Source organism: Herbidospora yilanensis (assembly GCF_001570565.1).
In the GTDB taxonomy this organism is placed as follows: domain Bacteria; phylum Actinomycetota; class Actinomycetes; order Streptosporangiales; family Streptosporangiaceae; genus Herbidospora; species Herbidospora yilanensis.
On sequence record NZ_BBXE01000018.1, the window covers coordinates 288,285 to 301,303 of the forward strand.

The window sequence follows — 13,019 nt, forward strand, 5'->3', positions numbered from 1 at the left end:
CGTTCCGGCACATCCCTTCGCCATGTCACTAATCGCCGAATCTGACGGTGAGCCGCCGCTCTGGTCACGACCGCCGTGGCAATCTACGATTTCTGCACACATCGGGTGAACGTTCAACCGGATCAACGCGTCAGCTCTGTGACGCACGTGAAGGGAGTGACGTCCCGTCGACAGGGGCCTCGGCCGTGTCCAGCTCCTGCGTGAGCTGGAATCGGCTCTCCGGGAAACGCCGCGCACCATCGTGATCACCGGTGCCGCGGGGCTCGGCAAAACCCACCTGCTGGGTGAGCTGACCTCCCAGGCGGCGGGCTTCCGCGTGCTCAGAGGACGGGCCCGCGAGCTCGACGAGGGCCTGGCCTACGCGCCGCTCGTCGACGCCCTGGAGTCGCTGGGCCGCGAGCCGAAGGCGCAGCAGCGGCTGTGGGAGCTCTACGACGCCATCGACCGCGCCGCGCTGGGCCATCAGACCGGCCGTCCGGTGGCCGCGCCGGGGGCACTGGCCGCGCAGCTCATCGCCGGTCTGCCGGGCCGCACCCTGCTGGCCATCGACGACGTCCACCACGCCGACGCCGACACGCTGCGGCTGCTCAAGACGCTGCCGCGCACCTGTCCCGGCCTCGCGATCGTGGTGACCGCGCGGCGGCCGCCGTCGCTCGACGTCGACACGGCGGTACGCCTCGATCCCCTCTCCCGCGCCGAGGTCAAGAACCTGATCACCTCGCTGCTCGACCGGACGCCGAGCGACAGCATGCTCGACCGGGTGCTGGCCGAGAGCCAGGGCAACCCGTGGTTCGTCCAGGAGACGGTGCTCGCGCTCGTCCAGGGCGGGGCGGTGCGCTCCCCCGACCCGGGGGCCCGCCGGGGCGCGATCCTGAGCCGCATCTTCCAGCGCGACAGGGCCGGCCGCGACCTCGCGCGGGTGCTGGCGACGCTGGGCCGCACCCGCGACACCACCGCGATCGACACCCCGGGCACCCTGGAGGAGGTCGCCGAGCTCGCCGGGCTCGACAAACGCGCCGCCGAACGCGCGCTGGTCGCACTCGTGCGCGACGAGGTGCTGGTCGACACCGGCGACGGCTACGCGTTCGCCCACCCGCTGGTCGCCGAGGCGCTGCACGCCGACCTCAACGCCGGCGAACGCCGCCGCCTGCACGCCCGCATCGCCGCGATGCTCCAGCGGCAGGGCCTCAGCGGCGCGCGCCGGGTGCTCGAATGGGCCACCCACATGGCCGAGGGCGGCGCACCCGAGGAGGCGCGGGCGGCGATGTTGCGGGCCGCCGAGGTGACCCGCTGGACCGCCCCGCTGTCGGCCGCCCACTGGTTCGGCCGGGCCGCCGAGATCAGCGAGGACAAGGGCGAGCTGCTGGCGTTACAGGCGCTGTCGTACTGGAAGGGCTCCCGCCCGGCGCTGGCGCTCAACTCCGCGCAGCGGGCGCTGGCGCTGCTGCCGCCGGGCCGCCGCCACACCCGCACCTCCTATGTGGCCGTCGGCGCCGCCCACGCGATGGGCTGGTACGACGTCGCCCTCGCCATCCTGGCCAAGCAGCTCCCCCGCGTCGACGACCCGACCGCGCTGCTGGCCCAGCGGGCGCTGCTGCTCGGCGAACTCCGCCGCCCGCCCGACGACGCCGCGCGCCTGGCCTGGGCGGGCCTGCCGAGCTGCCCGCCGGAGGACCGCGTCATCACCGCCGGCGCGCTGGCCATGTTGGCGCTGGTCGAGGGCGACTGGCCGCAGACCGAACGGGCGGTGTCGTTCCTGCTGACGTTCGCCGCCGCGATGCCGCCCGGCGCGCGGCTGGCCGCGCTGGAGTCGGCCGCCCACGTGCTGGCGACGGGCGGCGAGCTCGCCCGGCCGCTGAAGCTGCTGGAGGAGGCCGAGCACATCCACCGCGGCCTCGGCTGGCACGACATCGCCGGGCAGAACGCCCGCACCACGGCCGTGGTCCGCCGCCTGAGCGGCGAGTGGGAGAAGGCCCTGGCCGACATCCGCGCCTCGGCCGGGCCGCTGACCGAGGCGGGCCTGCTGGAGAACCACGCGCTGCTGCGCAACGTCGAGGCCGACATCCTGCTCGACCAGGGCCGCTACGACGAGGCGCGGGCGATCCTGGCCGACCCGCCGCCGGCCGGCGCGACGCAGACGGGCCTGCGCCACATGTACAACGCGCGGCTCCACCTCGGCACCGGCGACCGGGCCGCGTCCTGGCGGTCGATCGAGCTGGCCAAGGCGACCGGGGTGCCCGAGGTGCTCCACCGGGTGCTGGCGGTGGAGGTGATCTGGCACGCCGTCGCCGGGGAGACCGTGGGCGCCCGTCCCGCCGCCGAGCGGCTCGACGACGCCGCCCGCAACGGCACCCCGCGCGCCAAGATGGCCGCCGACCTGGCCGTGGCGTGGGCGTTCGGCGACGCCGACCGCGCCCACGCCGCGCTGGAGAAGGCGCGCGGCCTCCCCTACGAGGAGGCCCGCGCCCGCCTTCTCATCGGCCTGTACGCCGACCCGGCGCAACTCGCCAAGGCCCACACCCTCTTCACCACCCTCGGCGCCGCCCCCTGGCGCGACCGCACCCTCCAGCACATGCGCGAGGCCGGCGTCGCCCCCGCGCCCGCCGCCACGCTCACCCCGGCCGAACGCCGCGTCATCGAACTGGTCGCCGAGGGCCGGTCGAACCCGCAGATCGCCGACGAGCTCCACTACAGCCGCAAGACCGTCGAGGTCTACCTGAGCCGCGTCTACGCCAAGACGGGCCTGCGCTCCCGCCTCGAAGTGGCGCTCGCCGTTGAGCGCGGGGAGCTGTAGGGAGCTCCCTACTGCGACAACCGAAGCCAGCACGGCACCATCGGCTCCATGGGGATCCTGGAGTACGCCGACAAGGTGTGGCGCGGAGCGGTCCGGGCGCACGAGGTGCCGCTCGCCGAGCTCCGTGCCGACGGCGTGCAGGAGGTCACCGAGGGCGTGGCCATGTGGCCGGCCTTCGGCAACGTGTACGCCGTCAGGGGGGAGGCGGGGCTGGCGCTGTTCGACACGGGCAACGCCATCGACGCCCCCGCGATGCACCAGGCCATCCGGGCCTGGTCGGACGAACCGGTTCGCTACGCCGTCTTTTCTCATGGGCACTTCGACCATGTGGGGGGAATGGAGTGCTTCGACGGCGAAGATGGGACGCGGCCCATCGTCGTCGCGCATGAGGGAGTGGCGAACCGGTTCGCCCGTTACGCCCGCACCGCCGGCTACAACTCGGTCATCAACCAGCGGCAGTTCGGGTTCGGGCAGATGCAGTGGCCGGCCACCTACCGGGTGCCCGACCTGACCTACCAGGACCAGCTCACCCTGACGCTGGGAGACGTCACCTTCGAGCTGCACCACGCGCGCGGCGAGACCGACGACGCGACGTGGGCGCACATCCCCGAACGGAACATCCTGCTGACCGGCGACCTGTTCGTCTGGGTGACCCCCAGCGCCGGGAACCCGCAGCGGGTGCAGCGCTACCCCGACGAGTGGGCCGTCGCGCTGCGGACGATGGCCACACTCGACGCGGAGATCCTGCTGCCCGGCCACGGCCTGCCGATCACCGGCGCCCTGCGGGTGCGCCGGGCCCTGATCGACACGGCCGACTACCTCGACAGTCTGGTCGAGCAGACGCTCGACCTGATGAACGCGGGGGCGCGCCTCGACGAGATCCTGCACACCGTGAAGCCACCGCTGGAGTTGTCGCAGCGCCCCTATCTGCAGCCCTACTACGACGAGCCCGAGTTCATCGTGCGCAACATCTGGCGCCTGCACGGCGGCTGGCACGACGGCAACCCGGCGAGCCTCAAGCCCGCCCCCGACGCCGTCTTCGCCAGGGCCATCGCCGACCTGGCGGCGGGCGCGGGAACCGTGGCGGGGCGCGCGGTGGTCGCCGCGGCGGAAGGCGACCTTCGGCTGGCCTGCCAGCTCGCCGAACTCGCCGTCCAGGCGGAGCCCGACGACCACAAGATCCACGAGATAAGAGCGAGGGTGTACGCCCTCCGCGTCCAGCAGGAGCCCGGAGCGATGGCCAGGGGGGTCTACGCCTGGGCCGCGGCCGAGTCGCGCAGCAAGGTGACCGGCTGCGACCTGCTCGACGTGTACCACGAGGTGTCCGACGGCCGGATGTGGTGGATCCCCGCCCACGACCGATGAAAAGCACGAGGCGGCCGGGCCGGGTAACCTGTCCGGCGTGCTGGAACGGATCACGGCGACGCGTTACGTCACGCCGCTGCGCGAGGGCGGCTCGCTGCCCGGTGTGATGGAGGCCGACGACCTCGGCACCCACGTCGTCAAGTTCCGGGGCGCCGGGCAGGGCCGCCGGGTGCTGGTCGCCGAGGTGATCTGCGCCGAGCTGGCCCGGGGCCTGGGCTTCGCCACCCCCGACCTGAAGGTGATCGACCTCGACCCGCAACTCGGCCGCCGCGAACCCGACGAGGAGATCCAGGACCTGCTGAACGCCAGCGCGGGCGACAACCTGGCGATCGACTTCCTGCCGGGCGCGCTCGGCTTCGACCCGCCGGTCTGGAACCCCGACCCGGAGTTCGCCGGGAAGCTGATCTGGTTCGACGGCCTGATCCACAACGTCGACCGGTCGTGGCGCAACCCCAACCTGCTGGTCTGGCACGACACGATCTGGCTGATCGACCACGGCGCGGCCCTGTGGTTCCACCACAACTGGCCCCGCGCCGATCCGCTGCGGCCCTTCGACGCGAGCGACCACGTGATGACGAGGTTCGCGACCGAGGTGATCCCGCTTCCGGTGACCGAAGACCTGCTGAGGCACGCGGTCTCCCTGGTCCCCGGCGAGTGGCTCGGCGACGACTCCCGCGAGGCCTACGTCGACCACCTGCTGACGAGAGCCGCCTCGACGGTCTGGCATCCCGACCTGACCGCGGCACCCAAGACTCCCGTGCGGACCAACACGATCGGCGGTTTCTGGCGTTCATGACCCGCGACGTCTACGAGTACGCGCTCATCCAGGTCGTCCCGGACATCGAGCGCGGCGAACTGATCAACGCCGGCGTGATCGTCTACTGCCAGCCCCGCGGCTACCTGTGCGCCCGCACCGACCTCGACCCCGCCCGCCTCCAGACGCTCTGCCCGTCGGCGAACCTGCCCGGGGTGCTGCACTCGCTGATGGCCTACGAGCTGAGCTGCTCGGCCGAAGAGGGGCCGCTTCGGAAGGAGTCGCTGGGCAGCCGGTTCCGCTGGCTGACCGCGCCGCGCTCGACCATCGTGCGCACCGGCCCGGTGCACGCGGGTCTCACCGATGACCCGGAGGCCGCCCTGAACCGGCTGCTCGACCGGCTGGTCAGAACAGCACCGAGGTGAAGGTGTCGACCTCGTGGAAGCCCACCCGGCGGTAGGCCGCGCGGGCGGGGGCGTTGTAGTCGTTCACGTAGAGCGTCACCACGGGCGCGAAGTACTTGAGGGCCTGTTCGACCACGGTCGCCATGCCCGACGAGGCGTGGCCCCGCCCCCGGAAGAGGGGGTCGACCCAGACGCCCTGGATCTGGCAGGCCTGTGGCGTGACCGCGCCGATCTCGGCCTTGAAGACCACCCGGCCGTCGTCGATGCGGGCGTAGGAGCGGCCGATGCGGATCAGCTCGGCCACCCGTGACCGGTAGAGCGCGCCGCCGTCGCCGTTGTCGGGCGAGACGCCGACCTCTTCGGTGAACATCGCCACGCACGCGGGCAGGACGGTGCCGAACTCCTCGGGCCGCACCCGTCTGACCAGCGGATCGGGCGCGACGAGGGGGGCGGAGCCGATCGACATGACCGGCTGGGCCCAGCGGATCGCCCGCGCCGGACCCCAATGGGGCTCCAGCCTTTCCCACAGGTGTTCCACGGCCGCGGAGGGCCCGACGATCGAGGAGCAGCGGCGGCCCTGCTTGCGGGCCCGGTCGGCGAAGGCGTGGACGGCCTCGCGGGAGGCGTTGACCGGCACCAGGTTCGCGCCGGCGTAACAGAGGGAGGTCAGCCCGCCGCGCGGGCCGAACCCCCACATCTGGCCGCCCAACCGGGAGGGACTCAGGCCGACCGACCTGACCCGGGAGGCGACGAAGACGTTGGCGACCGGATCTGCGTCGAGGATCTGGAGCACCTCGTCGCGATCGTTGTCGTCCAGCACGCGCGACGCCGACGTACGCAGCATCACCCGCCCAGCCTACGCCAGACCCCCCGATTGGTCAGCGACCGAGGAGGACTTGGGTCAGCCTCTCGTGGGTCGGATTCCCTCCCGTGGAGGCCATCCGGGTCGCCGCCCGCGCCTCGCCCGAGGGGCAGGTGAGGTCGGCCTCGCTGCCCGGGCGGCGCCGCTCGGGCAGCAGGCCGTCCTTCAGGTAGGCCGCCACCTGCCGGTCGACGCACGCGTTGCCGCCGAAGCTGACCCCGTGGTTGCCGCCGCCGACCAGCATCATGCGGGCCGACGGGAACCGGTCGCGGACGGTCAGCGCGCCCCGCAGCGGCGTGGCGGCGTCGCGGCGCGACTGGAGGATCAGGACCGGCGGGAAGCTCCGGCCGCCGCCGACAGCGACGGGGGTGCCCCCGGTCTGCGGCCAGAAGGCGCAGGGCAGGTTGTAGACGGTGTTGCTCCAGGTCATGAACGGCGACCGGGCGTAGAGGCGGCGGGCGTCGGTCCGCCAGCGGCTCCAGTCGCGCGGCCAGGCGGCGTCGCGGCACTGGGTGGCCAGGTAGACGGCGTAGCCGTTCTCGTCGGCGGCGTCGTTCTCGCCGTGCTGGCGGTAGGCGTTCACCAGGGCGGTGACGTCGCCCTTGCGGACGTAGTCGGAGAAGGCGCGGGCGAAGGTGGCCCAGACGGCGTCGCTGTAGCCGCCGACGGTGAAGGTGTCGTCGAGCTCGCTCGGGCCGACGATCCCGCCGGCGGGGCGCTCGGCCAGGCGCTTGCGCATGCCGTACCAGGCGAAGGAGACCTCTTCCTCGGTGTCGCCGAGGCGGAAGATCGTGTTGTTGTCGGCCACCCAGTCGAGGAAGTCGCGGTGGCGCTCGTCGAAGGCGACGTTCTGGTCGAGGTTGGCGTCGTACCAGACCTTGGTGGGGTCGACCACGCTGTCGAGCACCATCCGGCGCACCCGGTCGGGGAACAGGGTGGCGTACACCGAACCCAGGTAGGTGCCGTAGGAGTAGCCGAGCCAGCTGATCTTCTCCTCGCCGAGGGCGCGGCGCAGCGCCTCGACGTCGCGGGCCGCGTTCTCGGTGGTCATGTACGGCAGCAACCACGCGAACTTGTTGCCGCACGCGGCGGCGTAGGCCTCGGCGCGGCCCAGCAGCACCCGCTCGGCGGCCTGGTCGGCCGGCACGTTGTCGGGGCGCGGCGGCGCGTAGTAGCGCTTGGGGTCGACGCAGGTCAGCGCGGGCCTGCTGGCGCCGACGCCGCGCGGGTCGAAGCCGATCACGTCGTAGCGGGCGGCCACCTCGGGCGGCAGCGAGGCGGCGACGTGGCGGGCCAGGGCGAGCCCGGAGGCGCCCGGCCCGCCGGGGTTGACCAGCAGCGGCCCCAGGTGGTTGCCGTCGCGGGGGGCGCTGCCCTTGAAGCGGTTGAGCGCGATCGTGATCTGCTGCCCGCCGGGCTGCGCCGGGTCGAGCGGCACCCGGACGTTCGCGCACTCGGCGGTGGCGGCGCGGCGGGCCGGCACCGCCTGGCTCGGGCCGCCGTCCCCGGTGAGCTCCTTGAGGATCTCGGCCAGCGTGGCGGGCGGAGTGATCTTGGGGCCGGCGCCGGGGCAGGCCCCCCAGACGATCCGCTGCGGGGGCATCACCTGCGCGGCATCGGCCCCGTCGGGCTCTGCCACCAACCCCGTCACCAGCCCGGCGGACAGGACCGTGACCCCGGAGACCACCCCGACGACTCGCTTCACGCGCTCTCTCCTCTGCTCACACGACAGAGGCCAGCTTCCCCCAAGTGACGGGACGATCACACGGAGTCGCCGGGGCGGATTACCGAATCATTAGCGGACGATGACCTGCGGCCCAGGAGCGTCGTCGTCGTCGAGGTCGACGTCGACGCCCATCTCCTCGGCCAGGCGCAGCGCCTCTTCGATGAGGGTCTCGACGATCTGCGACTCGGGCACGGTCTTGACGACCTCGCCCTTGACGAAGATCTGGCCCTTGCCGTTGCCGGAGGCGACGCCGAGGTCGGCCTCGCGGGCCTCGCCGGGGCCGTTGACGACGCAGCCCATGACGGCCACCCGCAGCGGCACCTTCAGCCCGTCGAGCCCGGCGGTGACCTGGTCGGCGAGGGTGTAGACGTCGACCTGGGCCCGGCCGCAGGAGGGGCAGGAGACGATTTCCAGGCCGCGCTGCTTGAGGTTGAGCGATTCGAGGATCTGGTTGCCGACCTTGACCTCTTCGACCGGGGGCGCCGACAACGACACCCGGATGGTGTCGCCGATGCCCTCGGCGAGCAGGGCGCCGAACGCGACCGCCGACTTGATCGTGCCCTGGAAGGCCGGCCCGGCCTCGGTCACGCCCAGGTGGAGCGGGTAGTCGCACTTCTCGGCCAGCAGCCGGTACGCCTTGATCATGACCACCGGGTCGTTGTGCTTGACCGAGATCTTGATGTCGCGGAAGTCGTGCTCCTCGAACAGGGAGCACTCCCACAGCGCCGACTCGACGAGCGCCTCGGGGGTGGCCTTGCCGTACTTGGCCAGCAGGCGGGGGTCGAGGGAGCCGGCGTTCACACCGATGCGGATCGGCACGCCGTGGTCCTTGGCGGCGCGGGCGATCTCGCCGACCTTGTCGTCGAACTTCTTGATGTTGCCCGGGTTGACCCGGACCGCCGCGCAGCCCGCCTCGATGGCGGCGAAGACGTATTTGGGCTGGAAGTGGATGTCGGCGATGACCGGGATCTGGGACTTCCTGGCGATGGCGGGGAGGGCGTCGGCGTCGTCCTGCGACGGGACGGCGACGCGGACGATCTGGCAACCCGAGGCGGTGAGCTCGGCGATCTGCTGAAGCGTGGCGTTGACGTCGGCGGTGAGCGTGGTGGTCATGGACTGCACGGAGATCGGGGCGTCACCCCCGACCGGCACCGAGCCCACCATGATCTGACGCGAGCGGCGCCGGGGGGAGATCGGCTTGACCGGCAGGGAGGGAATCCCGAGATCAACAGACATTTCAGCACCTTGCGCTAAGAGTCGTCCTTGACGTCCATCAGTCTAGGCAGGCGCCGGATCGGCCAAACCCGCGCGGCCACCCGCTGCCCCAGCTTCTGATGAATCATTCATCCCCGACCTGGGCAAAAGGGGCGAACGGCCGCTGTGACCTGGGCACCCCGGAAAGCCCGGTTTACATTCCGAATCGCGTGAGCGCTCCCGCAGCAGTGCGGCGTTTGGCCGCCCCGTAACGAGGCTGGCAGCAGCCACGGCCAGGTGAAAGGGACATCCGTGGTCGGACCACGTAGTAGAACGCTCAGATTCAGGATCACCGCGATCGCCACCGCAGTGGTGGCGATGGCGGCCACGGCGGTGACCGTGCTGGTCGCCGGCCCCGCCCAGGCTCATGGCGCGATGATGATGCCGGGCAGCCGTACGTACCTGTGCTGGAAGGACGGCCTGAACTCAAGCGGCGCCATCCAGCCCAACAACCCGGCCTGTGCCGCGGCCGTCGCCCAGAGCGGCACCAACTCGCTCTACAACTGGTTCGCGACGCTGCGCTCGGACGGCGCGGGCCGGATGTCCGGGTTCATCCCCGACGGCTCGCTCTGCTCCGGCGGCGCGGTCGTCTACAACTTCAGCGGCTTCGACCTGGCCCGCAACGACTGGCCGGTGACCCACCTGACCTCGGGTGCGAACATCCAGATCCGGTACAACAAGTGGGCCGCCCACCCGGGCACGTTCCGCCTCTACATCACCAAGAACACCTGGTCGCCCACGCGCCCGCTGGCCTGGAGCGACCTGGAGTCGACGCCGTTCGACTCCTCGACGGACCCGCCGAGCGTCGGCAACCCGGGCAACGAGAACGCCTACTACTACTGGAACGCCAACCTGCCGTCGGGCAAGAGCGGCCGTCACATCATCTACTCGGTGTGGCAGCGCTCCGACAGCAACGAGACGTTCTACGGCTGCTCCGACGTCGTCTTCGACGGCGGCAACGGCCAGGTGACCGGCGTCGGCCCGAACGGCCAGAACCCGAGCCCGAGCCCGACCCCCACGCCGACCCCCACGCCGACCCCGACGCCCACCCCCACGCCCACGCCCACGCCGACGCCGACCCCCACGCCGACCCCGACCCCGACGCCCAACCCGGGCGGCGCCTGCTCCGCCACCTACACCGTCGCCAGTAGCTGGCCGGGCGGATTCCAGGGAACGGTGACGGTCAAGGCGGGCAACTCCGCGATCCAGGGGTGGACGGTCAAGTGGACCTACGCCAACGGCCAGTCGATCAGTCAGATCTGGGGTGCGTCACAAACCACCTCGGGCGGACAGGTGACGGCCACACCGGTGGACTACAACCGCAACCTGGCCGCGAACGCCACCGCGACGTTCGGCTTCCTGGCCAGCCAGTCGGGCACCAACTCGGTCCCGACCCTGACCTGTACCTCTCCGTGATCTGAACCGACGTGAAGGCCCGGGGCGCGCACGCCCCGGGCCTTCGTGTTCAGGCGGTCAGCTCCGCCGCTCTCCTGCGTGCCCAGGCGTCGGCCGCCAGGACCTCCTCCACCGACTCGGCCCGCCCGGTCTCGTGCTCGGCGACGACGGCCGCGACCGTGTCGACGATGGCCAGGAACGGCAGCGTGCCCTTCATGAACGCCTCGACGCACACCTCGTTGGCCGCGTTGTAGACGGCCGGCGCCGTGCCGCCCTGCTCCCCCACGTGGCGGGCCAGCGGCACCGACGGGAACGCCTCCACGTCGAGGGGCTCGAAGGTCCAGGTGTGGGCCCGCGTCCAGTCGACCGGCGGCGACACGCCGGGCAGCCGGGCGGGGTGGCTCAGCGCCAGGGCGATCGGGAGCCGCATGTCGGGCGGGCTCGCCTGGGCCACCGTCGAGCCGTCGACGAACTCGACCATCGAGTGGATGATCGACTGCGGGTGGACGACCACCTCGATCCGGTCGAACCCGATGTCGAACAGCAGATGGGCCTCGATGACCTCCAGGCCCTTGTTCACCAGGGTGGCCGAGTTGATCGTGATGACCGGCCCCATGTTCCAGGTCGGGTGGTTCAGCGCCATCTCGGGCGTCACGTCGGCCAGGTCGGCCCGCCGCCGCCCCCGGAACGGCCCGCCGCTGGCGGTCACGACCAGCTTGCGCACGGCCTCGGGCCGGTGGCCGGTGGGACCGGACGCCCACAGGCACTGCGCCAGCGCCGAGTGCTCGGAGTCGACCGGCAGGAGCTGGCCCGGCGCGGCCAGCCGCTTGACCAGCGGCCCTCCGATGATCAGCGACTCCTTGTTGGCCAGCGCGAGCGTGGTGCCGGCCTTCAGCGTCTCGAGTGTCGAGGTCAGCCCCAGCGCCCCGGTGATCCCGTTGAGCACGATGTCGCACGGCCGCCCGGCCAGCTCGGCCACCCCTTCGGCGCCCGCGAGCACCTCGGGCGCGGCCCCCAGGGCCGAGAGCGCCTCGCGCAGGGCGGGCAGCGCGGCCGGGTCGGCCACGGCCACGGCGGGGGCGCCGGTCTCGGCCGCCTGCCGCGCCAGCAGGTCGGGACGGCCCCCACCGGCGGCCAGCCCGGCCACCCGGAAACCGTTGCGGGTGATGACGTCGAGGGCCTGGGTGCCGATCGAACCGGTCGAGCCGAGCACCATGATCGAACGTGGGGGGATTTCCGGTCGGTTCACCGCACCATTGTGCGCCACGCCCCGGTACGCCTGAGCCTCGGGTTATTCCACGCTATCTATGCCCGTATCCAGCTATATCCGTATGTACATAAAGGAGAAAGAGGGACACCGGGGTCGCTAATTTCGCGCGTCAGGACATCCGATAACGGAGGTACGCATGCATGGCTCGGCGCCCCGCCGCCTGACCCGATTGGCCCCCTTAGTCACCGTCCCGGTCGTGGCCGCGCTGCTGCCGGCGACGGCCGCCGTCGCCCAGGGCGCGGAGCCGAAGCCGGTGGTCGTGGCGGCCGCCGACAGCAAGAGCGAGCAGCGGGCGGTGGAGAACTTCTGGACCGAGGCCAGGATGGAGGCCGCCAAGCCGCTCGACGCCCCGGCGGCCGACGTCCGGCGGTTCGCCGCCGGGGCGGCCGCGTTCCTGGACCTGCCGGACGCCAAGCCCGCCACGGTCAAGCCGACCCTCACCGCCGACGCCGCCGCCGGGGAGCCCGCCGCCGCCTCGGCCACCTCCGACGGCGCCCCCTGGAACGGCGGCGGGGCCGTGGTGAAGACCACGGGCCGGGTCTTCTTCACCGTCGCCTCGGGCTCGGGCGCGGGGAAGAACGCCTCCTGCTCCGGCAACGCCGTGACCAGTGCCAACAAGAGCGTCGTCATCACCGCCGGGCACTGCGTGCGCCTCGGTGGAGCGTTCCACAAGAACTGGGTCTTCGTGCCCGCGTACGACAGCGGCCAGCGTCCCTACGGCACCTGGGTGGCCACCAGCCTGCTGACCACGCCGCAGTGGAACCGCAGCGAGGACATGAACCACGACGTCGCGGCGGCCGTGGTGGCCCCGCTCGACGGGGAGTACCTGACCGACGTGGTCGGCGGCCAGGGCATCGCCTTCAACCAGCCCCGCGGCCGCCAGATGTACGCCTTCGGCTTCCCCGCCGCGGCGCCCTACAACGGCTCGAAGCTGACCTACTGCAGCGGGCGGGTGTTCGACGACTTCCTGCTCTCCGAGGACCTCGGCCTGAACTGTGACATGACCGGCGGGTCGTCGGGCGGGCCCTGGTTCTCGAACTTCAGCGAGAAGACCGGCGCGGGGCTGCTCAACTCGGTGAACAGCTTCAAGTACAACTTCGCCAGCTTCTGGATGTTCGGTCCCTACTTCGGGAGCGAGGCCCAGGCGCTCTACAACGCCGCCCAGCGAACCTCGCTCACCTGATTTACCAAAAGT

At 71.9% G+C, this 13,019-nt stretch carries 10 protein-coding genes; 6 read left to right on the plus strand and 4 right to left on the minus strand.

What is annotated here, in order from left to right; translation table 11 throughout:
- The first annotated feature begins 196 nt into the window (after positions 1-196).
- From AW273_RS12550 to AW273_RS12565, 4 genes are read left to right on the plus strand one after another with little or no spacing between them, the layout of a single operon-like run.
- Positions 197-2,794 carry an AAA family ATPase gene (locus AW273_RS12550; RefSeq protein WP_269750241.1) on the plus strand — a complete coding sequence of 866 codons (2,598 nt, stop codon included), beginning with the start codon at positions 197-199 and terminating at the stop codon, positions 2,792-2,794.
- 48 nt (positions 2,795-2,842) lie between these two features.
- Positions 2,843-4,159 (plus strand): alkyl sulfatase dimerization domain-containing protein, encoded by a 1,317-nt coding sequence (locus AW273_RS12555; protein WP_062348383.1) that lies wholly within the window; start codon positions 2,843-2,845, stop codon positions 4,157-4,159.
- A gap of 37 nt (positions 4,160-4,196) precedes the next feature.
- Positions 4,197-4,955, plus strand: a complete 759-nt coding sequence (locus AW273_RS12560; RefSeq protein ID WP_062348385.1) for a HipA family kinase — start codon at positions 4,197-4,199, stop codon at positions 4,953-4,955.
- Positions 4,952-5,338 carry a DUF3037 domain-containing protein gene (locus tag AW273_RS12565; RefSeq protein ID WP_062348387.1) on the plus strand — a complete coding sequence of 129 codons (387 nt, stop codon included), beginning with the start codon at positions 4,952-4,954 and terminating at the stop codon, positions 5,336-5,338. The genes AW273_RS12560 and AW273_RS12565 overlap by 4 nt, the downstream gene beginning before the upstream one ends.
- On the opposite strand, the gene AW273_RS12570 is transcribed toward AW273_RS12565, so the two are convergent.
- From AW273_RS12570 to ispG, 3 genes are all read right to left on the minus strand, one after another.
- Positions 5,319-6,161 (minus strand): GNAT family N-acetyltransferase, encoded by an 843-nt coding sequence (locus AW273_RS12570; protein WP_062348388.1) that lies wholly within the window; start codon positions 6,159-6,161, stop codon positions 5,319-5,321. The genes AW273_RS12565 and AW273_RS12570 overlap by 20 nt on opposite strands.
- Positions 6,162-6,195: 34 nt before the next feature.
- Positions 6,196-7,884: an alpha/beta hydrolase gene (locus tag AW273_RS12575; protein ID WP_062348390.1), complete on the minus strand. Its 1,689-nt coding sequence runs from the start codon at positions 7,882-7,884 to the stop codon at positions 6,196-6,198.
- A gap of 90 nt (positions 7,885-7,974) precedes the next feature.
- Positions 7,975-9,141, minus strand: coding sequence for a flavodoxin-dependent (E)-4-hydroxy-3-methylbut-2-enyl-diphosphate synthase (gene ispG / locus AW273_RS12580; protein WP_030450962.1), 1,167 nt, complete (start codon positions 9,139-9,141; stop codon positions 7,975-7,977).
- Positions 9,142-9,477: 336 nt separating this feature from the next.
- Between ispG and AW273_RS12585 the strand changes: the two genes are divergently transcribed.
- The gene (locus tag AW273_RS12585) at positions 9,478-10,575 is read left to right on the plus strand and encodes a lytic polysaccharide monooxygenase auxiliary activity family 9 protein (RefSeq protein WP_062348496.1); all 1,098 of its coding nucleotides are present in this window, start codon (positions 9,478-9,480) and stop codon (positions 10,573-10,575) included.
- Between the two features lie 49 nt (positions 10,576-10,624).
- Here AW273_RS12585 and dxr read toward each other — a convergent pair whose 3' ends face one another.
- Positions 10,625-11,770, minus strand: a complete 1,146-nt coding sequence (gene dxr / locus AW273_RS12590) for a 1-deoxy-D-xylulose-5-phosphate reductoisomerase (protein WP_062348392.1) — start codon at positions 11,768-11,770, stop codon at positions 10,625-10,627.
- A 223-nt stretch (positions 11,771-11,993) separates the two neighbouring features.
- On the opposite strand from dxr, the gene AW273_RS12595 reads away from it, so the two are divergent.
- Positions 11,994-13,007 (plus strand): trypsin-like serine peptidase, encoded by a 1,014-nt coding sequence (locus tag AW273_RS12595; RefSeq protein WP_232327338.1) that lies wholly within the window; start codon positions 11,994-11,996, stop codon positions 13,005-13,007.
- The last annotated feature ends 12 nt before the right edge of the window (positions 13,008-13,019 follow it).